The sequence below is a fragment of the Campylobacter concisus genome, assembly GCF_003048575.1.
Classification (GTDB): Bacteria; Campylobacterota; Campylobacteria; order Campylobacterales; family Campylobacteraceae; genus Campylobacter_A; species Campylobacter_A concisus_U.
The window spans coordinates 26,319-51,137 of record NZ_PIRZ01000008.1 but is presented as its reverse complement, the minus strand read 5'-3'; the positions used below and the strand labels follow the sequence as shown (position 1 = coordinate 51,137).

22 protein-coding genes and 1 pseudogene are annotated in these 24,819 nt (G+C 37.9%); 5 read left to right on the top strand and 18 right to left on the bottom strand.

The features are described 5' to 3' along the window. Positions 1 to 3: 3 nt before the first annotated feature. From CVS84_RS08855 to CVS84_RS08845, 3 genes are read right to left on the bottom strand one after another with little or no spacing between them, the layout of a single operon-like run. The gene (locus CVS84_RS08855) at positions 4 to 810 is read right to left on the bottom strand and encodes a 3'(2'),5'-bisphosphate nucleotidase CysQ (RefSeq protein WP_107691974.1); all 807 of its coding nucleotides are present in this window, start codon (positions 808 to 810) and stop codon (positions 4 to 6) included. Continuing rightward, positions 807 to 2,084, bottom strand: coding sequence for a citrate synthase (locus tag CVS84_RS08850; RefSeq protein ID WP_084109619.1), 1,278 nt, complete (start codon positions 2,082 to 2,084; stop codon positions 807 to 809). Before CVS84_RS08850 ends, CVS84_RS08855 begins: the two co-directional genes overlap by 4 nt. A gap of 2 nt (positions 2,085 to 2,086) precedes the next feature. Beyond that, complete coding sequence (locus CVS84_RS08845) at positions 2,087 to 3,250, bottom strand: cation:proton antiporter (RefSeq protein WP_107691973.1); 1,164 nt, start codon at positions 3,248 to 3,250, stop codon at positions 2,087 to 2,089. Between the two features lie 117 nt (positions 3,251 to 3,367). Here CVS84_RS08845 and CVS84_RS08840 point away from each other — a divergent pair, with 117 nt between their 5' ends. Then, positions 3,368 to 3,850, top strand: a complete 483-nt coding sequence (locus CVS84_RS08840; protein WP_107692008.1) for a hypothetical protein — start codon at positions 3,368 to 3,370, stop codon at positions 3,848 to 3,850. A gap of 435 nt (positions 3,851 to 4,285) precedes the next feature. Here the strand turns inward: CVS84_RS08840 and crcB are convergent, their stop codons facing one another. The 3 genes from crcB to topA form a co-directional block, all read right to left on the bottom strand. Continuing rightward, positions 4,286 to 4,639, bottom strand: coding sequence for a fluoride efflux transporter CrcB (crcB, locus tag CVS84_RS08835; RefSeq protein ID WP_107691972.1), 354 nt, complete (start codon positions 4,637 to 4,639; stop codon positions 4,286 to 4,288). Beyond that, positions 4,639 to 5,478 (bottom strand): biotin synthase, encoded by an 840-nt coding sequence (locus tag CVS84_RS08830; RefSeq protein ID WP_107691971.1) that lies wholly within the window; start codon positions 5,476 to 5,478, stop codon positions 4,639 to 4,641. Before CVS84_RS08830 ends, crcB begins: the two co-directional genes overlap by 1 nt. Before the next feature lie 670 nt (positions 5,479 to 6,148). After that, a complete protein-coding gene (gene topA, locus CVS84_RS08825) occupies positions 6,149 to 8,266 on the bottom strand; it encodes a type I DNA topoisomerase (RefSeq protein WP_199906129.1) in 2,118 nt (705 codons plus the stop codon). A 187-nt stretch (positions 8,267 to 8,453) separates the two neighbouring features. Between topA and CVS84_RS08820 the strand changes: the two genes are divergently transcribed. Then, the gene (locus tag CVS84_RS08820) at positions 8,454 to 9,962 is read left to right on the top strand and encodes a flagellin B (RefSeq protein WP_107691969.1); all 1,509 of its coding nucleotides are present in this window, start codon (positions 8,454 to 8,456) and stop codon (positions 9,960 to 9,962) included. A gap of 207 nt (positions 9,963 to 10,169) precedes the next feature. On the opposite strand, the gene CVS84_RS08815 is transcribed toward CVS84_RS08820, so the two are convergent. The 12 genes from CVS84_RS08815 to dcd all read right to left on the bottom strand — a co-directional run bounded on the left by CVS84_RS08815 (position 10,170) and on the right by dcd (position 21,898). Beyond that, positions 10,170 to 10,940: an oxidoreductase gene (locus CVS84_RS08815; RefSeq protein ID WP_107691968.1), complete on the bottom strand. Its 771-nt coding sequence runs from the start codon at positions 10,938 to 10,940 to the stop codon at positions 10,170 to 10,172. Next, on the bottom strand, positions 10,927 to 11,634 hold the full coding sequence (locus CVS84_RS08810; protein ID WP_107691967.1) for a cytidylyltransferase domain-containing protein: 708 nt from the start codon (positions 11,632 to 11,634) through the stop codon (positions 10,927 to 10,929). The genes CVS84_RS08815 and CVS84_RS08810 overlap by 14 nt, the downstream gene beginning before the upstream one ends. Then, complete coding sequence (locus CVS84_RS08805; RefSeq protein WP_107691966.1) at positions 11,627 to 12,529, bottom strand: Gfo/Idh/MocA family protein; 903 nt, start codon at positions 12,527 to 12,529, stop codon at positions 11,627 to 11,629. The genes CVS84_RS08810 and CVS84_RS08805 overlap by 8 nt, the downstream gene beginning before the upstream one ends. Before the next feature lie 13 nt (positions 12,530 to 12,542). Next, the gene (locus tag CVS84_RS08800; protein WP_107691965.1) at positions 12,543 to 13,589 is read right to left on the bottom strand and encodes a nucleotidyltransferase family protein; all 1,047 of its coding nucleotides are present in this window, start codon (positions 13,587 to 13,589) and stop codon (positions 12,543 to 12,545) included. Next, positions 13,586 to 14,746 carry a UDP-N-acetylglucosamine 2-epimerase gene (gene neuC / locus CVS84_RS08795; protein WP_107691963.1) on the bottom strand — a complete coding sequence of 387 codons (1,161 nt, stop codon included), beginning with the start codon at positions 14,744 to 14,746 and terminating at the stop codon, positions 13,586 to 13,588. Before neuC ends, CVS84_RS08800 begins: the two co-directional genes overlap by 4 nt. After that, positions 14,743 to 15,741, bottom strand: a complete 999-nt coding sequence (gene neuB / locus CVS84_RS08790) for an N-acetylneuraminate synthase (RefSeq protein ID WP_107691962.1) — start codon at positions 15,739 to 15,741, stop codon at positions 14,743 to 14,745. The genes neuC and neuB overlap by 4 nt, the downstream gene beginning before the upstream one ends. Continuing rightward, positions 15,742 to 16,176, bottom strand: coding sequence for a MaoC family dehydratase (locus CVS84_RS08785; protein ID WP_199906128.1), 435 nt, complete (start codon positions 16,174 to 16,176; stop codon positions 15,742 to 15,744). Further along, complete coding sequence (locus CVS84_RS08780; RefSeq protein ID WP_199906127.1) at positions 16,177 to 16,854, bottom strand: acetyltransferase; 678 nt, start codon at positions 16,852 to 16,854, stop codon at positions 16,177 to 16,179. Further along, positions 16,851 to 18,002, bottom strand: coding sequence for a LegC family aminotransferase (locus tag CVS84_RS08775; protein ID WP_107691961.1), 1,152 nt, complete (start codon positions 18,000 to 18,002; stop codon positions 16,851 to 16,853). Before CVS84_RS08775 ends, CVS84_RS08780 begins: the two co-directional genes overlap by 4 nt. Further along, a complete protein-coding gene (locus CVS84_RS08770; RefSeq protein WP_107691960.1) occupies positions 17,989 to 19,176 on the bottom strand; it encodes a UDP-N-acetylglucosamine 4,6-dehydratase in 1,188 nt (395 codons plus the stop codon). Before CVS84_RS08770 ends, CVS84_RS08775 begins: the two co-directional genes overlap by 14 nt. A 3-nt stretch (positions 19,177 to 19,179) precedes the next feature. Further along, positions 19,180 to 21,150 (bottom strand): motility associated factor glycosyltransferase family protein, encoded by a 1,971-nt coding sequence (locus CVS84_RS08765; protein WP_107691959.1) that lies wholly within the window; start codon positions 21,148 to 21,150, stop codon positions 19,180 to 19,182. Positions 21,151 to 21,337: 187 nt separating this feature from the next. After that, the gene (gene dcd / locus CVS84_RS08760; RefSeq protein ID WP_107691958.1) at positions 21,338 to 21,898 is read right to left on the bottom strand and encodes a dCTP deaminase; all 561 of its coding nucleotides are present in this window, start codon (positions 21,896 to 21,898) and stop codon (positions 21,338 to 21,340) included. 71 nt (positions 21,899 to 21,969) lie between these two features. On the opposite strand from dcd, the pseudogene CVS84_RS08755 reads away from it, so the two are divergent. The 3 genes and pseudogenes from CVS84_RS08755 to CVS84_RS08745 all read left to right on the top strand — a co-directional run bounded on the left by CVS84_RS08755 (position 21,970) and on the right by CVS84_RS08745 (position 24,746). Further along, positions 21,970 to 22,859, top strand: a pseudogene (locus CVS84_RS08755) (DUF3737 family protein). A gap of 109 nt (positions 22,860 to 22,968) precedes the next feature. Further along, complete coding sequence (gene accB, locus CVS84_RS08750; protein ID WP_084041901.1) at positions 22,969 to 23,415, top strand: acetyl-CoA carboxylase biotin carboxyl carrier protein; 447 nt, start codon at positions 22,969 to 22,971, stop codon at positions 23,413 to 23,415. Next, positions 23,415 to 24,746, top strand: coding sequence for an acetyl-CoA carboxylase biotin carboxylase subunit (locus CVS84_RS08745; RefSeq protein WP_054197187.1), 1,332 nt, complete (start codon positions 23,415 to 23,417; stop codon positions 24,744 to 24,746). Before accB ends, CVS84_RS08745 begins: the two co-directional genes overlap by 1 nt. Positions 24,747 to 24,819 lie beyond the last annotated feature (73 nt).

The window sequence follows — 24,819 nt, the reverse complement described above, 5'->3', positions numbered from 1 at the left end:
GGTTTAAATTTTACTTTGCTTATATAGTTGTGTGATTTTATCTTTTAAATTTAGTGTGTTTTTTGAGAGAGCTATGAAAAATGGACTTTTTAAATCAGCAAGCTCGTAGCTCATCTCTTTACCGCTATTAGCGTCAAATACTTTTCCGCCACAAAAATTTACGAGCGCTTCTCCTGCTGCATTGTCCCAAAGGTAGCTTGGGGCAAATCTCAAATAAGCTCCGCCAAATTCAACCAAACGGCAAAATTTTATGGCTGAGCCGATGCACCTTTGCTCAAAATTTAGGCTCTGCCCTATAAATTCTATCTCTTTGGCATCGCCTCTTCTGCTTGAAAAGATTAGATTGTCTAAATTTTTATCTTTTTTGTTTAGATCAACTCTCTTTATGATTTCATCATTATCATCTAAAATTTCTTTAAAAGCGCCATTTTCATCAGCATAAAAAAGCTCTTTACTAACTGGGATAAATATCACGCCAAGCACCGGTCTAGCTTTTTTTATAAGCGCTATGCAAACGCAAAATTCGCCGTTTCTAGCTAGAAATTCTTTCGTGCCATCAAGAGGATCTACGAGCCAAAACTCGTCTTTGTCGTTTTCTTTCAGGATGCTCTCTTCAGAGCAAATTTTTATCCCGCTTTTGTTTAGCTCTTTTAGTATTACTTCATTTGCGGCTAGATCAGCGCTAGTTAGTGGCGAGCTATCGTCTTTTAGGCTTACTTTAAGAGCCGTATTATTAGCTGAGTAAAATTTCATTATTTGCGCTCCAGCATTAACGGCTGCTTTTTTAGCTAAATTTAGAAGCTCACTCATTTTGGTGTTCTGTTTGTCTCTCCAACATAAAGCTGTCTTGGGCGGACGATCTTTATCGTATCTTGCTCTTTTAGCTCGATCCACTGGCTGATCCAGCCTGGAGTCCTGCCGATGACAAAGATTACGGCAAACATATTATTTGGTATACCAAGCGCTTTTAGGATGAGCCCTGAGTGAAAATCAACATTTGGATATAAATTTCTGCTCACAAAGTAGTCATCATTTAGCGCGATTTCCTCAATGCGGTTTGCGATCTTAATAAGCTCTGAGTTGATGCCTATCTCATCCATAAGCTGATCTCTCATCTTCTTAAGCACTTTTGCACGAGGGTCAAAATTTTTATAGACCCTGTGGCCAAAGCCCATTAGCCTAAATGGATCATTTTTATCCTTTGCTCTAGCGATGTATCTATCGACATTTGCGACCGAGCCGATCTCTTCAAGCTGACGGATAACGCCTTCGTTTGCGCCACCGTGAGCCCAGCCCCAAAGTGCGCCGATGCCCGCACTTATACATGCGTATGGGTGCGCGTGCGTAGAGCCAACGGTTCTAACAGTCGTAGTTGAAGCATTTTGCTCGTGATCTGCGTGCAGCATAAAGACCGTGTCAAGTGCCTTGATCTCGATAGGCTTAAGATCGACGTGCTCGTACGGATAGCCTCTCATCATGTAGAGGAAATTTTCAGTAAAGCCACGATCTAAATTTGGATATATGATAGGAAGCCCGCGTGAGTAGCGGTAACTAAAGGCCGCGATCGTTGGAATTTTAGCGATTATACGCATAGCCATCTCGTGATACTCTTCAGGTTTATCCATATTCAGGTGGTCTGAGTAAAACGCACTTAGCGCTGAGACCGCTGCTTGCAAGATCGCCATAGGGTGAGCTTTGTCTGGAAATGCATCAAATAGCTTCATCATGCCTTCATGTATAAAGCTTCTTTTTTTAAGCTCGGTTTTAAAATTTATATACTGATCATTTGTTGGAAGCTCTTTGTTTAAGAGTAAATATGCCACGTCTAAAAATGTCTTATTTTCGGCCAAATACGCGATATCATAACCTCTATACATTAGCTCGCCTTTTAAGCCGTCTATGTAAGTTATCGCTGAGCGACACATCGCAGTTGAAGTATAACCTCTGTCAAAAGTAAACATTCCAGTATCACTAAAAAATGTCGAGATGTCTATCACATCAGGCCCCATAGTGCCTTTTAGTATAGGAAACTCGTAACTCTTGCCAGTTCTGTTATCAGTTAGCGTAGCTGTATTTGATGACATTTTTACTCCTTACTTTTTGATTGCATTAAAATTTTGATGATTATAGCTCCTATTATAGCTTGTGCGAGGCTTGCTAGGATAAAAGATGAGTAAGAATAGTCACTTATCTCGCCTGATTTGTGTGCGATAGTAGCAACTGCGATCAAAAGCGTGAGTGGCATAGACTGCGAAATGGCAAATAAAAATATCCCTCTAAAGCCAAGCTTGCCCAAAAAGAGCAAACTAGATACAACTCTTGTGCCAAGCATCGCTAAAAATATAAAAACAGCATCTTTTATCACTTCATTTGAGCTTAGGCTTGAAAGCTTAAAAGTAGAGCCTATGTGGATGAAAAATATCGGCACCAAAAAGCCAAATCCAAAGCTTGAAAGCTTGTGCGGCAAGTCCTTTTTGTGATCAAAAAATGTCGTGATAAACATACCTGCGATAAACGCACCAAAGGCAACCTCTAAATTTAGATAGAGCATCAAAGCTATCATCGTGAAAAATACCGCGATGCAAAGCCTGATGTCCTTCTCGTCCTTGTCATAGTGTGGCATAAGCACCACTTTAAGCCCCGGATACCACCAAAAAAGCACGTCCAAAATTTTAAAGCTAAGCACGCTGATAGCCAAAAATAAGATCAAATATCCAATCGTTAGCCATAAATTTATGCTCGCTCCAAACTGCAAGTAAGCAGCGGTAAATGTTAGAAGCGTGATGCTTAAAAGCTCGCCGATAGTTGCTATTAGCATGCTTAAATTTAGCCACTCTTGCTGCTTGCCATACTCCTTAAATAGCGTAAATACCATACCAACGGCCATTATCGGGATGATGATGATGTAAAGCAGGCTAAGCTCAAACCCCAGCGTCAAAGCCGTAGCTAGAGCGTAGATGAGCGCAAGATAGATAAGCCCCAGACGTAAAATTTTGCGGTCAATATTTATAAGCATCCTAAGATCGATCTCCATGCCAGCTAGAAACATCAAAAAGAAAAAGCCAACTTCGCTAATTAGCTTAAACATCTCATTTTCGCCGACAAGCCCGATGTAGCTAGCTAGTGCTCCAAGTATTATCTCAGCAGGAGCGACAGGAATGCGTAAAATTTTAGAAATATAAGGCGAAGCAAAGACGATAAATGCCAAAACGACAAGAATACTAAGCTCGCTAGCTTGATGTAACTGCAAAAAGATCCTTAAATTAAAAATGTTTGATTGTATAAAAAGCTTTGTTATTTTTTGATTAAGCTAAGCGATCTTTGGGCAAAATGGCGACAAATTTTTAAAAATTTGGAGTGCAAATTTATGCGTAAATTTCTATTTTTTGTCTTGATATTTTTTGGAATTTTTGGCTTTGCAGATGAGCTAAGTTTGGTTCGAAGTTTTAAATTTGATGGAAGCATTTTTTATAAGAAAAATACAGCCAAAGATGAGAGTTTTTACTTTTTAAAAAATGAAAATTTTGATGAGCATTTCGTAGGCTTTAGAGTGAAATTTGACAAAAATATAAAAAGTGAAAGTATGCTTGCTGAGCTAAAAAAGAAGATAAAAGAGGCTAAAGAGGTGCTTTATAGTGAAGAGAATGATCAAATTTTAGCTCTCATAAAAGATGAAACTAGCAGTAAAAATATAGAAATAATCCACTTTTTACTTAGAAATGATGGAGTCTTAATACTTTCATATGAGAGAATTTATGATCCAAAAACTCTGGTAGATGGGCTTAAGCCTGTACTTTTAAGTGAAGCTAGAAATTTTATGCTTCAGATGCCAAAGGTAGAAGCTAGGTAGAAAGGTGGATGTGGCATGTTTTGCGCTGCATGTGGTTTTGTTAAATTTCATCAAATTTTAGCAGCCAATTCTTGTGAGTGAATGAAATTTAAAATTTGCACATAGATTGATGAAATTTTTACTTAAAGGGGAACAAAGGGGCTTGAATTTTGCTTCGCAAGCTCGCAACTGCATGGCAGACACGAAGTCGCTCCCTTCCCCCTTAACGATCCCCTAACCCCGACAACGTTAGAGGTGACATGCTCCAGTGCTAGCACACTACATGCGGTTAAACCCTATCAAATTTAAAATTTATGAGCGAGCATATCACGGCTCTAAATTTAGTGCTAAATGAAGCGAAGCCTAAAATTAGTAGTATGCTAGGGCAAGCTAGTAAAGTTTTAAAATTTGTAAAATGGCACAAACAAAGCTATTTTACTACACGCCTTAAAAACCTCACAAATTTTTGCCAAGCAAAATTCCAAGATAGCTTGCAAGCAGGCAAAGGACAAGGTTTAAAAAGATATTTAAAAAGCCTTTTACCAGCTCGCCTTCTAGTAAAAATTTCACACTATCAAGGCTAAAGCTTGAAAATGTTGTAAATCCGCCAAGTATGCCAATGACCAAGAACACCCTCACGCTTTGGCTTAAATTTAGACAAAACAAAACGCCGATAATAAAGCTGCCAAGTACATTTACGCCAAGTGTGGCTAGCGGAAAGTGGCTAAATTTTAGGAGCTCGCCAGCTAAAAACCTACATCCAGCTCCGATAAAGCCTCCAAGCCCTGCAAAAAGTAAATTTGCAAGCATTAGTGGCAGATACTTGCGAAGCTAAAACCGCGCTTTGTAAGCTCCTCGATATCCTTGCTAGCTTTCTCGCCTTTTGCGGTGAGATAGTCACCTATCACGATCGCATCGGCGCCATTTTCAAAGATCTCGTATTGTCTATCGCCTAAAATTTTCTCCCTACCGCCAGCTATCATGACTCTAGTTTCTGGTAGAGCGCTTTTGGTGTCGTGCACTATTTTTAGGGCCTCATCCGCACTAAGAGGAGGCAGATCAAGAGTTAGAGATTCATTTTTGATAAAAAAATTTATCGGTGACGAAAATGGCTCAAGCTCTTTTAGACTAGCTCTAAAGCTCACCCTATCAGCCTCGCTCTCTCCAACTCCGTAAATGCCACCAGTGCAAAGCATGAGCCCGGCCCTTTTTGCATCTAAATTTGTCTGATATCTCTCGTCCCAAGTGTGTGTTTTACAAATTTTTGGGAAAAATTCTTGGCTTGTTTCAAGGTTGTGGTTGTAGCTAAAAACGCCAGCTTTTTTGAGCTCGCTAAGCTGCTCGTAAGTCGCCATACCGTTACATGCGATGAGCATTAAATTTGGCACTTCTTTATGCACAGCTCTTGCTAAAGATGCGATATAGTCGGTTTTTTTGTCATTCAGTCTAGCGCCGCTTGTGACCAAGCAAAAGCCAAGAGCGTGGTTTTTATAAGCCATTTTGGCTTCGTCCACCACCTGTTGCACGCTTTTTTCTTTAAATTTTGAGATATCGGCACCAGCTTTGGCACTTTGTGTGCAGTAAGCGCAGTCCTCGGCGCAGTTTCCTTGAGTGACTGAGCATATCGCACAGAGCATAATTGTTTTCATTTTTCATCCTTTTTTGGGGCGTATTATAGCTTTGATAGGTTTAAAATTTAAGTAGGATGGTTTATGAATTTGCAAAAAAGTTTGATGAAATGTATAAATTTATTTTTATTCAAAGGGGGGACAAAGAGGCTGGAGTTACGGTCTGCTTATAGCTGCGAGCTAGCGAAGCAAAGCCGTCCCTTTATCTTCCTTTTAATCCCCTAAATCCTTCGCACGTTAGAAGTGCATGTGATAGCGATTTTGCACTGCATGCGTTCGTATATATGGCAAGTGTCAAGTAAATTTTAAAATTTCAAGAACGAGTAATTTCGGCTCTAAAATTTGAGTTAAGCTATAAGCGAATCCAAATTTTAGCAGTCAATTCTTGTGAGTGAATGGAATTTAAAATTTGCTCCACGATATAAATTTATTAAAAACTATGCGAAAAGCTTAAATTTTATGACATTACTTTTTCTTATAAAAAGGTAGTTTTTAAAATTAGTAGGGTCTGAGCTTGCCAAAAAGCCCAAAAAGTGGGTACTACGATGTGAAGCTACCATCTGACTAAGTGTAGTTGATGACGAGGTTTTGCCCTTTATGCTGGCTAAGCTTAGCAGTGGTGTCAGGCATTTAAAGTCCAAATTTATAAGCCAAATCTATGCTGCAAGGGCTCAGATTTGGCTAGAAATTTTTAGTTTTCAGAAATAAGCGTCTTTTTCTTACATTTTGTGCACTCTATAAATGTGCCTTTTTTAAGCTCTTTTTTGATCATATCGCCGCCACATTCGTCACATTTTTGCTCAACTGGCTCGTAGTTTGAGACGAAGTCGCATTTTGGATAGTTGGCACATCCATAAAATTTACCGCGTCTGCTAAATCTCTCGACGATCTCACCGCCACATTTTGGACATGGCACATCAAGCTTTTTAAGCTCACGCTTTGGCTTAGCAGCCGAAGTAGAGCCAGTTTCTGCGCTCTTTTCGTTATCTTTTGCGACGTTTCTTGAGTATTTGCATTTTGGGAAATTTGAGCAAGCGATAAACTCGCCGTATCTGCCCTTTCTAAGCACTAGCTCACTTCCGCACTCTGGGCACTTCTCGCCAATCGGAGTGGCTGTTTTTAGGCTTTTTATGCCAGTTTTGCCAGCGCTGATTTTTTCCATAAATGGATAGTAAAAGTCGCTTAACACCTTTTGCCAGTCGGCCTTGTCAAGTGCGATTTCATCGAGTTTTTCTTCAAGATGTGAGGTAAATTCGCTATCAACGATATTGCTAAAGTGCTCTTCCAAAACGCCTATCATGCTAAATGCGATCTCGTTTGGTATGAGCTGCTTTTTCTCGACTCTCACGTAGTCTCTTGAGGTTAGCAGCGTGATAGTCGGTGCGTAGGTACTTGGACGGCCGATGCCAAGGCTTTCAAGCTTTTTAACAAGGCCAGCTTCTGAGTACCTAGCTGGTGGCTCGGTGAAATTTTGCGTACTTTTTATGCTTTGCAAGCTCATCTCGTCGCCCTTTTTTAAATTTGGCAAAATTTTATCCTTATCAAGCTCGCCATAAACTTTGTAAAAGCCGTCAAATAGTACCTTTCTGCCGCTTATCTTAAACTCGCCTTTTTCGCTTGTGACATAGACATTTTGCGTTTGGCTCACACATGCGCTCATTTGGCAGGCTAAAAATCTATTGTAGATGAGTGTGTAGAGTTTTAGCGCATCCTTTTCTAGAAATTTAGCAGCAATTTGCGGTGTGAAGTTTAAATTTGTAGGGCGGATCGCTTCGTGAGCCTCCTGTGCGGCCTTTGAGCTTGTAGTATAGCTTATAGCTTTGGCCGGTAGATACTCTTTGCCGTAGTTTTGCAGGATATGCTCTCTGGCGGCTGCGACGGCTTCTTTGGCTAAATTTAAGCTATCCGTTCTCATATAGGTGATCGCACCCATGAAGCCCTCGTTTGTTTGCACACCTTCATAGAGACTTTGCGCGATCATCATCGTCTTTTTAGGGCTAAAGCCAAGGCGGTTGCTCGCACTTTGCTGAAGTGTTGAGGTCATAAATGGCGGGCTTGGCTGGATCTTTCTATCTTTGCTCTCGATCTCACGGACGCTAAATTTCTCACTTTGTAAATTCTCTATAATGTATTTTGCACGGTCTGGATTTTGGATAGTGAGCTTTTCGATCTTTTGGTTTTCAAATTTAACTAGCTCAGCGTCTAGGTCTTTTTTAAAAACGGTGTCGATAGTGTAATATTCGACTGGTTTAAATGCCTGAATTTCACGCTCTCTATCGACTATTATTTTTAGCGCTGCACTTTGCACACGGCCAGCACTTAGCCCTTTTTGTATCTTTAAATTTAAAAGCGGACTTAGTTTGTAGCCAACTATGCGGTCGAGCAAGCGCCTTGTTTGCTGGGCATTGACGCTATTCATATCGACGCGTCTTGGGCTTTTTAGAGCATTTTGTATGGCACTTTTGGTGATCTCGTGAAAGACGATGCGAGGCAGGCTGGTTGGCTCTTTGCCGATGGCATTTGCTATGTGAAATGCGATCGCCTCACCCTCTCTATCCTCATCGGTCGCGAGGTAAATTTCATCAGCACCTTTGGCGAGCTCTTTTATCTCTTTTACGATGGCGGAGTGATCACTGCTGATGCGGTATTCTGGGGTAAATTTATCATCTTCTATCTTGATGCCAAAGCTAGTTTTTGGTAAGTCTCTGATGTGACCTTTTGAAGCGATGACGTTGTAGTTTTTGTCTAAGAAATTTTTTATAGTCTTCGCTTTTGCAGGCGACTCTACGATGATTAAGCTTTTCATTATATATAGCCTTTAATTTTTTTGGCGTAATTGTAGCAAAAATAATTTTTAAAGTATCAAGACATAAAAATCAAATCCGTGTTAATTTTTTAAAAATTTTTTCATTCATACCTATAAAGTTTTTAGAAAATTTCACGATATAGTTTTTGTGCGACAAGAAGTCGTAACTAAAAAATTAAAAGGATTTACAATGAGTTTTCGTATTAACACAAACGTAAACGCACTTAACACACACGCTAACGCAGTTAGCAACAACACTGACCTATCTAAGTCACTTAACAAACTTAGCTCAGGTCTTAGGATTCAAACAGCTGCAGACGATGCTTCAGGTCTATCTATTGCAGATAGCTTAAGAAGTCAAGCTTCAGCTTTAGGTCAAGCTATTGCAAACGGTAATGATGCTATTGGTATCATTCAAGTTGCCGATAAAGCTATGGACGAGCAGCTAAAAATTCTTGATACTATCAAGACAAAAGCTACTCAATCAGCTCAAGACGGCCAAACAACTCAATCACGCCAAGCATTGCAAGCTGATATCGTTCGTCTAATGGAAGAGCTTGACAATATCGGTAACACTACTTCATTTAACGGTCAGCAACTACTAAACGGAACATTCTCTAATAAAGAATTCCAAATAGGTGCTTACTCAAACCAAACTGTTAAAGCAAGTATTGGTGCGACTACATCTGATAAGATTGGCCTTACACGTTTTGAGAGTTCAAAACTTCTTACAGGTATGGGCGCAGTAAATCTTAAATTCTTAAACGTTGATGGTGTAAATGATGTCGGCGTTACAGGTGCTACCATCTCAACAGGTATCGGTAAAGGTCTTGGTGCTCTAGCTGAAAATATCAACAAAGTTGCTGATAAAACTGGTGTTAGAGCTACAGCTGATGTTACTTGGAAAGCTAGTGCAGCTATCGCTGGTGGTTTAATTCAGTCTTTAACAATCAACGGTGTTAAAATTGGCGACCTAGAAGTTAAAGCAAATGACTCAAATGGTGCACTTGTAAATGCTATCAACTCTGTAAAAGATCAAACTGGTGTTGAAGCTTCTGTTGATGCTGAAACTGGCAAAATGGTACTAACAAGCCGTGACGGCCGTGCTATTGTTGCAACAGGTAAAGATATCTCAAAAGGTCTTGGCGGTAAAGGTAAAGCAGCAGCTGGTACATCTTTAACAGCTGGCTTTGTAGGTAGATTAAATCTAGTTCGTCTTGATGGTAGAGATATTAAACTAAATGGTGGGGGTCTTACTAAACTATCAATAGCATTCTCTACTGGTGGTGGTGCTCAACAATCAGTATCTCTAAGAGATGTAAGAGGACAAATAGATAAAAACCTAGCAACTGCTATGGGCTTCCAAAGAATGAGTGCTGCTTTATCAGTAGCTCAATCTGCTGGTGTTATGACACTTCGTGGTGCGATGGCTGTTATGAGTATCGCTGAGTCTGCTCAAAAAACACTTGATCAAGTTCGTTCAGACCTTGGTTCAGTTCAAAACCAACTTCAAGCTACAGTTAACAACATAACTGTAACTCAAGTTAACGTAAAATCAGCAGAATCTCAAATTAGAGATGTTGATTTTGCTAGCGAGTCTGCTAACTTCTCAAAACATAATATCCTAGCTCAATCAGGTGCTTATGCTATGAGTCAAGCAAACAGCGTACAACAAAACGTAATGAAGCTACTACAGTAGTTAATTAAGGTTTTAAGTGAGGCTTTGTTGTAGTACAAAGCCTTAAGAGTGTTAATGCTTTTAATACGCAAACCAACGCCCCAAAGCTTAACTTTGGGGTTTTATACTTTTACAATCAATAAAATATCTTAAGCTTTGTATATAAGATTTTAAAATACTCATGCTAAATTTGCTGCTTAAAGCCTTAGTAGTAACTAAGGCTTTAAATTATAAACTAAATCCATCGTCAACTACAATATTTTGTCCATTTACATATTTTGATACATCGCTTAGTAAATAGATTAAAGCACCGCAAATATCATTTGCATTGAGCATTCCCTTCACACCACATCTTTTTTTATATTGGCTTAAAAATGGCTCAGGCTGCCCATCTAAAATTCCTCCAGGACTTATAGCGTTTACGCGGATATTGTCTTTTTTAAACATCTTTGCCATGTATTTTGTCATGCCAAGAAGGCCATGTTTTACTACTGTATATTCGACAGGAGAGTGCATATTTGTTCCCTCGTAAGTCTCAAAAGCAGGCGCTCCGATACCTTGTATAGATGAGACATTTATGATATTGCCGTAGCCTTGCTCCAAAAAGTATTTTATAAAATTTTGTGAGATATTAAAGTATCCACCAAGGTGTAAATTTAAGAAGGCATTGAAATCATTCATATCTATCTCAAAAAATTTCTTACCGTAATTTTTGTTTTTTGGATAGGCATTATTTACCAGTGCGTCTATGCGACCATATTTTGAGTATAAGAAATTTATGGCTTCATTAACAGAATTTACGTCACTGATATCAATTTGTAAAACTTCGATTTTTGCCGCTTTGTTTGAGGTTTTTATTTCATCTTTTAGTAAATTTGCTCTTTTTGTGTCGACTTCTGCTATTACTCCAACTCCGTTTTGACTAGTGATGGCTCTTATGAAAGCACTTCCTATCCTACCAGCTCCTCCTGTTACTACTATGACTTTATCTGTTAGCATTTTTTTCCTTCATTAAAAACTCTACAAATTTAAAATCCAGTTCACAATCTATATCGATTGATCTGTCCTCACTCATCACATAAAGCCCAGTTTTTGGCAAAAACAATGTATCGTTATTTAGCAGGGCTTCACGTTTCCAGATATAGATAGAAGCGTTCATATCATAAGTCTTTGGTGCATCTTGTCGTCTTACAATGGCTTTTGATAAAGTTTTTGCAAGCCCCACATGTCCGTCAGAATAAATTTCAACCAAGTTAAAGTATGGGCTTCTTCTGCTTGGCATTGCGGTTATTAGATTGTCATTTTCATCTCCTAGAAACTGCTTGTAAGCGTTTATGATATCGCTTACATCACGAAGTGGAGCTGTTGCATCAAGATCGATCTCGTAATCAAATTTTTGTGCGTAATGTTGTTCGCTTTTTAAAAAAGCATCTTTTATCACATCAAGCTTTCCAGCTGTGTCGCTGGCCATAGCAGCATCTCTTTTAAAAAATACTTCTGCACCGTATTTTACTGCCGTTTCTGCGATCAAATCGCTATCAGTACTAATTACTATATGTTCAAATAAATTTGACTCTTTGGCTTGCTCTATGGTGTAAGCAATAAGTGGTTTTCCACAAAGCTCACGTACATTTTTCCCCTTTACGCCCTTACTACCGCCTCTCGCACATATTGTACATAAAACATTACTCATTATTTTGCCTTTGAATTTGATCTATTGCGTCCATAGCATCTTGTCCTTCGCTAAAGCCACAAACGTATCTTTGTTCACCCAGGATATCTTTATGCATAGCTAAAAACATCTCATTTCTTGCCAAATTTGGCATGTTAAAAATTTGCCTATTGATATCTTGTTTTATGAGAGTACCTTTTATGAAATTAAGCTCATAAGTTGAGCCTTCGCACTCCACTCGCACGTTTCTATGTGTTATGCGGCTTAGATAATCAATGCTTATATTGGCTATTACATTATTATCTGTTTTGCCAAAGATCAAACATAAATCATCGCTTGTTATCTGCAAATTTGAGATTTTATCTTGAAAGCTTTTTATGCTCTTAAATTTGCCACACAGCCACATGGTATAGTCTAACTCATGACTAAGATCTAGCAAAACCCCACCGCCTTTTTCTTTGCTAGCACTATAACATTTTGTATAGTCTTCATTTCTCCAGCTTGGTAGATACTGTCCACAACTAGCGTTTATGTACAAAATTTTTTCACTTTTCAAAAGCTCTTTGAGTTTTTGTAAAAGTGGATGAAATCTAAGCACGTAGCCTACAAAAATTTTGTTGTTTCTTGGCGTAAAATCGTAAAATTTCTCAAACAAAGGCTTTTCACAAAGTATTATTTTATCTTTTACTTTCTCTTCTAAAAATTTTAAATTTTGCAGGTGTAAAAATGTGGGAGTTGCTATGACAAAGTAGTCAAACTTATCTAAATTTGAGACTTCTTCTAAACTTTTGTAACAAATTTTATTGGCTACATTTTGGCTAGTAACGAGGCAGATTTCATCTATCTGCGGTAAAGCTTCTAATACTTCGCAATGCCTTTTACCAATCGAACCATAGCCTAAGATAAGAGCTTTCATTTAAAATATCCAATCAAAATATTTTTGCGTATTCTTCATTTGCTTTTTGATACTCTTCTAATCGGCCTATATCGATCCAATACTCATGTATAGGAAATGAGATTACATTTTTACCTTGGCTTATCGCTTTTTCAAAAAGAGTCGGCATATCGTAAAACTCATCTTGTGGTATCAAGTCTAAAATTTCAGGTGAGAGCATATATATCCCAGCACTTACGAAAAATTTCTGCACCGGTTTTTCTGAGATCTCTACTATCTTGTTGTCATTCATTTTTACAACGCCATAAGGCACTTCGTAGTCATACTCTCTTACACACATTGTAGCCGTCGCTTTATTTAGCGTGTGGTAGTTAAAAATATGCTCGAAATTTACATTTGTAAGAAGATCACCGTTCATTACAAAAAATGGTTCGTTCGGTCGCTCTTTAAGTAGGCTTAATGCACCTGCCGTACCCATTCTTTTTTTCTCTAAAATATAGTCGATGTTTACTCCAAATTCTTTGCCGTCACCAAAATAGTCCTTGATGATATCTGCATTAAAATTTACACACATAGTGATATTTACAAAGCCATACTCCGCAAATTTCTCAACTATCGTTTGAAGTATCGGCTTGTTTCCGACCTTTAACATTGGCTTTGGAGTATCTTGCGTAAGTGGTCTAAGTCTAGTACCAAGACCTCCTACCATTAAAATGACTTTGTTTGTTTTGCTGATCGGTTTTATAATGTCTTCGATATCTTCTATGCCAACTAGCTTTCCAAGTTCATCTATTAGTGGGATTTTATGAAGCTTTTTAGCAAGTGCTATTTTTAGGATTGACTCTTTTGTGTCGCCAACATTTGCAGTACTTGGACTCTTGTGTACTATAAGATTTATGTTGCTATTTAGATCAAGACCATTTAATAGTCCACGCCTAATATCCCCATCCGTTACTGTACCTACAAGGCTATCGTTTTCATCCACGACAATAGCTATTTGGAGCCCGCCATTATTGATTGTTTGCAGGGCGTCTTTTATGGTTGAATTTATGCTTAGCTTTATATCGTTTACTATTCTCATTTTAAACCTATATCATAAAATTTCTTTTTCAAAATATCATCAAGCTCTATCTCTTTTAAAATTTTTAGCATTTTTTTACTTGGGCTACCACTATCGTATGGATTGATTGTGTTTTGTAAAATTTGCTCAAATTCCTTCGAATATGCTTTTGTTATAGCAGCTAAAATTTCTTCTTTAACAGGCCTAACGTCTATCACACTGCTAGCTCTAGCGCGTCCTTTTTGGCGGTCACCTATATTTATGGTGGCCTTTTTAAAGCTTGGGGCTTCTGAAAGACCACTTGAGCTATTTCCTAGGACAATATCAACAAATCTTATCGCACTTAGGTATCTTAGCTGCCCAAGTGAAGCAAACGCCACAGCTTTTTGTGAGTTTTGGTTCACATACCCATCTATCATTTTATTTATCACATCACCATCTGTGTCACTATTTGCTTTTGTAAAGATAAAATTTGTATCTTTTAACTCATCTATTGCCTTTAAAAGCTCGCTAAATTGATTTTTTGCACTGCCATTTTCAAGCGTTGCCGGATGAAATGTGATTAGTATATTTTTTTTAGCAAGTTTAAAATTTATAGATTTTTCAAACTCATCTTTATTTAGTAAATTTAGCTTTTTTATATTTTCAATGCCAGGCCCACCGACATTAAAAACCCTGCTAGGCTCTTCTCCTAGCTGGATTATGCGGTTTGCATACTCTCTTGTAGCTGCAAAATGAATATGGCTCATCTTTGTTATGCTGTGTCTAAAAGCCTCATCAAATGCCCCTTGAGTAGTTTCCCCACCATGTATGTGTGCTATTGGTATTTGCATGATGCTAGCCACTCCAGCTACGCCAAATATCTCATATCTATCACCAAGAAGTACCAATACATCTGGCTTAAGTTCGCTAAAAGCTGGGGCAAATTTCTCATAAACCTTTGCCATTTCAGTACATATATCAAGCTTTGAGTGCGAAGAGCCTAAAATTTCTATCTTTTTATCTATCTTAAATTCTTTTTCAATCTCTTTGTATGTGAGTCCAAACTCAGGACTTAGATGCATGCCAGTGACAATAAGCTGAAGCTCAAGCTCGCTATCTGCCTCAATCTCTTTTAAGAGCCAGTAAAGCAGACCATATTCGGCTCTAGTACTTGTCACTACACAAATTTTTCTCATATCAGATCGTCTTGCTTGTAATCTTTTTGTGAAATTTGTCCAATTACTTCATCCCATCTCATAGGATTTATGCCATCTCCTGGGCGTTTCACACATATATTTTGTTCGCTAAGAATTTCGCCTTTTTTTATATTACACTTTGCTACGATCGATTTTCTAGCTATTTTTATATTTTCGCTCTCACTTTTACTAAAATGCTTAAGCCCATCTCCAAGTGCTAGCTCGATATTTCTAATGGCTTTAATCATCGCCACTAGCTCATCTGGCTCAAGGCTAGCCTTATGATCAGGTCCAGGCATGCTCTTATCAAGCGTAAAGTGCTTTTCTATGATATTTGCGCCCATGGCAACCGCTGCGATATCAACCTCGATGCCAAGCGTATGATCGCTATATCCAACCTCAAGCCCAAAGGCATTTTTAAGAGTTATCATCGCCTTTAAATTTACATCCTCCATTGGCGTTGGATACTGCGTATTTGTATGTAGAAGGCTTATGTTTTCACGTTTCGTACCACTTTTTACAAGTGCTTCTATCGCGGCTTCCACCTCGCCTAAATTTGCCATTCCGGTCGAGAGAATGATCTTCTTATTAAGACCACCTATTTGCCTAAGATAAGGTAAATTTGTTATCTCACCGCTTGGGATCTTAAATGTACTAAGCCCAAGCTCATCAAGAAGCTTTATGCTGTCGCTATCAAAAGGAGTTGAGAGAAATGTGATATTTTTTTGTTTGCAGTAGGCAATGAGCTCCTTGTGTATATTTTCATTTAACTCTAGTTTTTTTATCATATCAAGCTGACTCTCGTTTTTATCAGTATTTTGTTTTTGATAGTTAGCTTTTTGCGCATTTTTTGAAATATTAAGAGTAGCTTTAAATGTCTGAAATTTTACCGCATCAGCGCCAGCCTTGGCTGCTATGTCGATTAGCTTTTTTGCTAAATTTATATCACCATTGTGATTTACTCCAGCCTCAGCTATGATAAACACTTTATTCATTTAATTCCTTATTTTGGGAATATATATTTCTGCTTCCCCATCAGTAACAATTCTTTGCTTAACTCTGCAAATAGTTCTAAAAAATACCCTAAATTTTTCTAGATCAACTCTAAAGACCTCAACAGTGGCAGTTACCGTATCTCCAACATAAACCGGTCTTTTAAAATTTAAAGTTTGAGAGACATAAACACAACCTTCCCCTGGAATTTTAGTACCAAAAAGGGCAGAAAAGTAAGATGCGGTCATTAATCCATGAGCGATTCTTTTTTTATATCTTGAGTTAGAAGCATATTCCTCATCTATGTGTACTGGATTTCTATCCCCACTAATACCTGCGAACGCTTTAATGTCGGCATCTGTAATAGTTTGAGAATAGCTAGCTTTCATGCCTATTTTAATCTCTTCAATTGGGATTGAATTTAAAAAATTAGCCACCTAGCTTCTCCTTTTTATATTTTCTTTCGTAAATTCAATAGCTGGATTTCCAAATACAGTCTTTCCGGCTTCGATACTTTTTGTTACCACTGAGCCGGCCGCAATCACAACGCCTCTTCCAATCCTTAATGGTCTATTGTGTTTACCCTGATGAATAATCGCTCCGGTTCCAATATATACATCATCTTCGATTATTACATTTCCATTACATTTAACGGATGGAGCAAATGTAACATTACTTCCTATTATGCAGTCGTGTGCCACATAGCTATAAATATTTGCTTGAAAATTTTTGCCTATACTGGCGTTTGATGTTATAGATACAAATGGACATATTAAGGAGCCCTCACCCACAAAAGAAGACTTTGATATAAATGAACTTCTGTGAACAATGTTTGGAAAATTAACTCCTTTGTTTTTCAAAAACATATATATTTTATTCCTTAGCTTATGGTCGGAAATAGCAATAGTTACATTATCTCCCTTAGAAAAATTGTAGTTTTGTTCATCTCCCAAAAATGGTGCTACATATTTATATTTTTTATAATCATCTTCTTTAATATCAAAATATCCATTAATTTTATATTCGTCATTATCTAGAATATACTCAGCAACCTCACTTGCAAATCCGCCTGTCCCTACTATATAAATCCCTGATGTCATATCTTTACTTTTCATAGTATTGCTGAACTTGGGATATTTACTATCCTGTCGCTTAGAAATTTAGCATTTTTTAGCTCATCTCTTTGGCAGTCCTTAAACATATCAAGCTCATTCATGAGCTGCCAGATAGGACGTGTAAAAACACCATTTTCATTGCTAAATTTTAAAAACTCATCTCGTTTTTCACGGCTTTCAAAAAGCACCGTGTTTAGCCAAAAATTTGACCTAGCGTCTGCTGGCTCATCTATAAATTTCACATCATCAAATTTAGAAAAATACTCTTTATAGATCATCGCAAGCTCGCGTTTGCTCTTTAAAAATAGCTCCAAATTTTCTAGCTGCGCCACAAGCAGGGCCGCGTTTAAATTTGGCAAGCGGTAGTTGTAGCCGATCTCGCTGTGACGATACTCAAAAGGATGCGGCACCTTGGCCGTTGTGGTGATAAATTTAGCGTGCTTTGCTATCTCCTCGTCGTTTGTGATGATAGCTCCGCCTCCTCCGCTTGTGACGATCTTATTGCCATTAAAGCTCATCGCTGCAAGCTTGCCAAAATTCCCTGTATGAGTGCCTTTGTAGTAGCTGCCAAGGCTCTCGGCGCTATCTTCTACCAAAGCGATGTTCCAACGCTTGCAAATTTCAGCTATCTCAACTATCTTGCAAGGTAGCCCGAAAGTATGCATAGGCACGCAGGCACGCACTATCCTGCCGCTAGTTTTATTTACGCAGTTGCCGTCTTTTAGCTCGCAGTTTCTCTCTAAAAACTCACTAAGCGCCGCTGGCGACATACCAAGTGTGTCAAGGTCAACATCCACAAAAACTGGCTTTGCAAAAAGGTAGCTAATGGCATTGCAAGTGGCTATAAAGGTAACTGGCTGTGTGATCACTTCGTCATCTTGGCCAACACTGGCTAGCTTTAAGCAGATATGAAGCGCAGAGGTGCCATTTGTCGTAGCAACTGCGAATTTAGCACCAACCATTTGAGCTAGCTTACTCTCAAGCTCATCTACAAATTTACCGACACTTGAGACGAAACTAGAGTCGATGCACTCAAGTAGATATTTTTTCTCATTGCCTATAAATTTAGGCTCGTGAAGCGGGACTTTATCCTTGCCAAAGGTGCTTTTTATAAATTTCAAAACCTCGTCAAAATCACATTTTCTCATCGAGATACTTTCCTGTTTCTTTATGCATAAAATTCGGTATAAGCTCGAAAACTTCGCGCAAAATGTCCTCTTTGCTCCATGCTAAGCTCGATTTTAAATTTAAGATATTGTTTTTAAAAATTTCCAGCTTTTTGCTATCAAAATTTGCATCATTTTTAACTATGCCAATATTTTGAAGTCTTTGCATATCAAGCTTCTCGCCGTCAACAAAAAACTCCTCATAGTCCTTCTCTCCAGTCGTGTCGCTAGGTGCAAAAAGACAAGGGTAAAAGCCATCTTTTGGAAGTACTTTTGCAAGCTTTCTAGCCTCCTCCTCATTTTCACATAAAAATGGCTCGTAGCCTAAATTTACTAAGTATCGTTTGGCTATCTCGCTAAATGTTATGAGGTCTAAATTTTCATCTAATTTTGGGAAAAATATATCTCTATTTTCACCAAAAATGGTACTTAAAAGACAAAGCTCGCCGCTCTCTTTTGGCGTTAGGAAGTAGCGCCTGACGTCGTTTGGGGCGACTATGGGCTGAAATTTTTCTATGCGCTTTTGAAATCCAAAAAGAAGTGAGCCGTCGCTAAATGCCACGTTTGCAAATCTAGCCATTGAGACGTCGATATTTAAAGAGTGTCTAAACACAAACATCTCCATGATGCGCTTGCTAGCTCCCATTAAATTTACAGGGTTTGCAGCCTTATCGGTGCTAACGCAGAAATATTTTTTTGACTTCATGTAGAGAGCTTGCGCTAGCGTTTTGTCGGTGTTAAAGATATTTGTTTCAAGCATCCTCATAAGCGTAAACGGATCTTTTTCGCTTCTAACATGCTTTAGTGCTGATAAATTTAACACGTAGTCAAATCCACCACTTTGTGCCAAGAGTGCATCAAACTCGGCACTTGCAACATCTATGGCGAAAGTTTTAAAGTCGCCACTTATATATCCAAACTCGCTTCTTATGTCACGTACCAGCTCGACAAGGTTATTTTCAGAGATATCAACGATGTATAATTTTTTTGGATCTCTTATAAAAATTTCTTTTGTCACGGCTGAGCCGATAGAACCGGCACCGCCAATAACTAGAAAGCTCGAACTTGAAACTATCTCTTTTAAATTTTTACCAAGCACATTTATGTCATCTTCAAAAAGGTTTTTCGTGCGTCCTATTAATCTTAATATATCCATGCTTTAGTCTTTTTTTGGAAAGATGCCACGTTTTTTAAGCTCTTTTATAAGAGGTTTTGAGGCTTCTTTTGTTGTTTCTATATCCGCATTTATACCGCCAGCTGCTGAAAATAGCCAGTATTTATGAAATTCTATCCACTCAACTAATTTATTAGTTTTTTCTTCGTCTGTATCACTTGGTGCTACTGATACTTTAGCAAGCTCTAGTTCTTGATAATAAGTCGAGATAGCAAAAATATTTTCTATATATCTCATATACTTTTTATGAGATATACAATTTTTAAGCTTATCTATCTTGTTTGATATCCCTACAAGCTGTTTAAAATGCTTTGTATTTATTTCATTCTTATCTCTTAAAAGCATAAAATTATCAATTTTTGGAGTTAGTTCTAAAAATACTTTTTCTATTTTTTCTTTAGCTTGTGTTTGAACTCTTATTTTGTTTTGTATTACTTCATAGGCTTTTAACAAATTTTTGTTAGCTACTTTATCGCTATCTTTTTTGATATTTGGTAAATTTTTAACTTTTTTACCTTTGCAAAGCTCATTCATAACTTCTAAAAAAGGTTTCTCTATGGCACCATTTATTCTAGCTCCACCTTCAGTGCAGTTATATGATTTTATATCTTCTAATTTAGCTTGCTCGATATCATTTTCAAATTGATTTTTAAATAGCATCCATACATAAGTTGTTCTTACTTCTCCTTCGCCACCATATGCAGTGGTGTATAAGTTTTCGTCCGGCTGAGCGATAGTGTGACCTTTGGCATGACTTGCACCATCTTTACCAAAAGCAAGATCTTGACCTATAAAAACAATATTTTTATGCCCTAGCACATATGCTAACTGGTAGGCCATATTTGCACAACTGTGTCCGACGCCAAGATATCCATATTTGTTGAGTCTAAACATTTTTTCTTCTTGTTGAGGCCTCATCGTAAGCACTAAACGTCTAGGTAATATATTTTTTACAGTTTGGCTGTGTGTCACTGAAGCTACAATAAAATTTATATCATCATCAAATCCAGGGTGTTTTTTTTCAAAAAAAGTAGAAGTAGGTATCATCCGTTCAATTGATGTTACATAGTCAGGTTTTATTCCATTTCTTGCAAGTATCGGATAGGATGCATCGACGCTTATAATGCTTACATAAGGTGCAAATTTTTTAAGCGTTTCTAGTTGTTTGTCTAGGCTTGGTCCAGTCGAGACAATGATCGCTGTATCCATAAGACTGTGTCTTTTTTTAACTAAATTTGTGTAGCAATAGTTAGTAAGCATATGAGGTAAATTCTCGATATGCTGCTTTGTACCTATTAGTAGGTCATCTATACTATTGCCATGAGATACGACATTTTGTGAAAAGGCTCTTGTTATATCTTTATTTATTTTGATATAGTCATCTGCAAAATTATCATAATAGTTAGAGTGGATTATTAAGCTATAAGTTTTAGCATATATATCTAAATCACTATGCGATACGAGATAGTAAAACTGTACATATGTAGCAAATTCTGAATAAAAAAGAACAATTTGTTCATCTTTAAGCTCATCTGATATATCAATAATATTTAAAACAAGATGTATGATCTCAAGTTCTGGTTCTATGATAATAATTTTTTTATGAGTCTTATTTTTTGCTAAAGCTTTATAAAATATACCAGTTCCTAAGCCATAAAAGAAAAGTCCTGGATATCTTTTATATTTTTTTTCTATATCAGCAAGCATCTTGCTTACTTCTTCAACCGGATCTTTATATATTGTTTTATTAGATTCTTTATTGATGATATTTATGTGTATTGGATCACTTTTGTCTAGAACGATTTCGTATTTAGTTTGTAGGTTCATTCCAAAAAGTCTCGCAGCTAAGACCTCATCTTGCTGAAATAATGCTTGAAGATTTTTTTCAAAAATAGGATTTGTAATTCCGCTTAAATTTTTTTCTTTTGTCTCTAGTTTGGTTTTTTTATCAGACATAAATATCCTTAAAATGTGTTTGTATGCTGTATTAAATTGCCAAATTTAAAGCAAAAGCTGTGCCAAATTTAAAATTTGTTTATCAAAGCTCCGCTCTTTCTAGCTTCTATTTCGTCAAATTTTCATTAATGTTTATAGTTTCTATAAAAAGCAGACAATAAATCTGACCTTGGCAAAGACATAAAAACTACTTCAAAATTCTTGGTAGTGTGATACCTTCTTGAGCTTGGTATTTGCCATTTTTATCAGCATAAGTTACTTCGCACGGCTCGTCCCCCTCGATAAATAGCACCTGCGCGATGCCCTCGTTCGCGTAAATTTTAGCCGGCAGCGGCGTAGTATTTGAAATTTCTATCGTGATGTGCCCTTTAAATCCGGGCTCAAAAGGCGTGACGTTTACGATGATACCGCACCTTGCGTATGTGCTTTTGCCTAGGCAGATGGCTAGCACGTTATCTGGCATGTTAAAATACTCGATCGTGCGCGCTAGAGCGAACGAGTTTGGCGGGACGATACAGACGCCCCCTTTAAAATCTACCACATTTTTCTCGTCGAAATTTTTCGGATCGACCACGGTACCGCCGATATTGGTGAAAATTTTAAACTCGTCACCCACGCGGATATCGTAGCCGTAGCTGGACACTCCGTAGCTAACCACGCCGCGTCCGACCTGCTCCTCGGCAAACGGCACTATCATATTTTTCTCAACCGACATTTTTCTTATCCAAGAGTCTGACTTTAAACCCATTCTTTCTCCTTTTTTGGGCGATTATAACGCTTTGCATCTTTAAAGTAAATTTAATAAAGCAAATAAATTAGATGAAAATTAGTATAATTTTAACAGCAAAAATTAATAAAGGGGCAAAAATGCAAGAACGAAAAGAAGAAATTTTCACCGGCGAGCGCGCGATGTTTGGTGTAAAAGGTGTAAATTTTGCAAATTGTATCTTTGAAGATGGCGAGTCACCGCTAAAACATAGCTCAAATTTAAAGCTAAACGATTGTGTTTTTGCCTACAAATATCCGCTTTGGTATGCAAATGACATAACGCTAAATGGCGGCTATCTAGAGCCTCTAGCAAGGGCTGGTATGTGGTACAGCACAAATTTAAGCTTCAAAGACTTGGTCATCAATGCTCCAAAAAGCTTTAGAAAAAGCTCGCAAATTTCACTTGAAAATGTAAATTTCTCAGATGCTGCCGAGACACTTTGGGGATGCTCGGATGTGAAGATAAAAAACGTCTTTGCAAAAGGGGATTACTTCGGGGCAAATATCGAAAATTTGGAGGTTGATGGGCTAAATTTAGACGGCAACTACTGCTTTGATAGCTGCAAAAACCTTCGCATCACAAACTCAAAACTCATCTCAAAAGATGCATTTTGGAACTGCGAAAACGTGACCGCGCAAAACTGTCTAATCTCAGGCGAATATCTAGCTTGGAACTCAAAAAATGTGACGCTTATAAACTGCACGATAAAGAGCTTGCAAGCACTTTGTTACGTGGAAAATTTGGTCGTAAAAGATTGTATTTTATGGATACAAGTCTTGCGTTTGAATATTCAAGTGTCGATGTGAACACAAGTGGAGCGATAAAAAGTATAAAAAATCCAAAAAGTGGCGTGATAAGAGCAGCAAAGATAGATGAGATCATCATCGATGAAAGTTTAGTTGATACTAAAGGTATTAAGATAATTATTACTGAAAAATAACTTAGCAAAAAAGAGTAGCTTTGAGTTCTCGTTTTTGCTTCATAAAAAAATTTTTTATCTAATTTTCGCTACAATTAGACGCTTATATAAAAATTTAGGAGAAATTTCTATGAAAAAAGAAGATATAAAAGAGCTTATCGAATTTTTTAATGATATGGAGATGAATCATATCAAAATAAAAAGTGGTGATTTTGAGGTAGAGCTTGAAAAATTTTCAGATTATTGCGCGCCTGCTAAACCAGCAGCACAAGCACCAGCTCCAGCACCTGTAAATGTAGTCGTTAATTCAGAGGTAAAACCAGCTGCAAACTCGCCAAAAGATAGCATAAAATCTCCTATGGTAGGTACTTTCTATGCTGCTCCAAGCCCAGGTGCTGCTCCATTTGTAAAAGTAGGTCAAAGAGTAAGAAAAGGCGATGTAGTAGGTATCATCGAGGCTATGAAGATCATGAACGAGATCGAGGCTGAGTTTGACTGCCAGATCACTGAGATGCTAGTCTCTGACGGACAGCCAGTTGAGTTTGGATTGCCGTTATTTGGCGTGGAGAAAAATTAATGGAATTAAAAAGAATTTTAATCGCAAACCGAGGCGAAATCGCTCTTCGTGCTTTGCGAACGATAAAGGAGATGGGTAAAGAAGCCGTTGTAGTCTATTCAACCGCTGATAAAGACGCACTTTACGTAAAATATGCTGACGTAGCCATTTGCATCGGTAAAGAGCGTTCAAGCGACAGCTATCTAAACATCCCAGCTATTATAAGTGCGGCTGAGATCAGCGAAGCAGATGCTATCTTTCCTGGATATGGCTTTTTAAGTGAAAATCAAAATTTTGTTGAAATTTGCTCACATCACAAGATCAAATTTATAGGACCAAGTGTCGCTGCGATGGCTTTGATGAGCGATAAAAGTAAGGCAAAACAGGTCATGCAAAGAGCTGGCGTGCCAGTCATACCTGGCTCAGACGGCGCTGTGGCTGATACAAAAGCAGCAAAAGAGCTAGCTAAAAAGATAGGCTATCCAGTTATATTAAAAGCTGCAGCAGGTGGCGGTGGACGCGGTATGCGTGTAGTTGAACGTGAAGAGGATTTAGAAAAGGCATTTTGGTCAGCTGAAAGCGAAGCTATGAGCGCATTTGGTGATGGCACAATGTATATGGAAAAATATATCCTAAATCCACGTCATATCGAAGTTCAAGTAATTGGCGATAGCCATGGCAATGTACTTCACATCGGCGAGCGTGACTGCTCTATGCAGCGTCGCCACCAAAAGTTGATCGAAGAAAGCCCAGCTATTTTGCTTGATGAAAAGACAAGAGAGAGACTTCACGAAACAGCCATAAAAGCGGCAAAAGCGATCGGCTACGAGGGAGCTGGTACTTTTGAGTTTTTGGTTGATAAAAATTTAGACTTTTATTTCATTGAGATGAATACAAGACTTCAGGTTGAGCACACAGTGAGCGAAATGGTAAGCGGACTTGATATCATCGAGCTTATGATAAAAGTGGCTGAAGGCGAGGCGCTACCATCACAAGAGAGCATTGAGCTAAAAGGTCATGCGATCGAGTGCAGGATAACAGCTGAAGATCCAAATACATTTACACCGTGTCCTGGCAAGATCACAAAATATGTCTGCCCAGGTGGCCGCAATGTAAGAATGGATAGTCATATCTATCAAGATTATTCGATACCGCCATATTACGATAGCATGATCGGTAAACTCGTGGTTTGGGATACTGATAGAAATAGGGCGATCCATAAGATGAAAGTAGCTCTTGATCAGCTCATAATAAATGGCATAAAAACAACAAAAGATTTTCACATCGCCATGATGGAAAATAAAGACTTTTTAAGCAATAACTACGATACAAATTATCTTTCAAGACACTAAAATTTTTAAGTCAGGATTTGCAAAAAGCAGATCTTGGCTTAAATATTAAAATTTTTTAAGTTTATCTTATGGG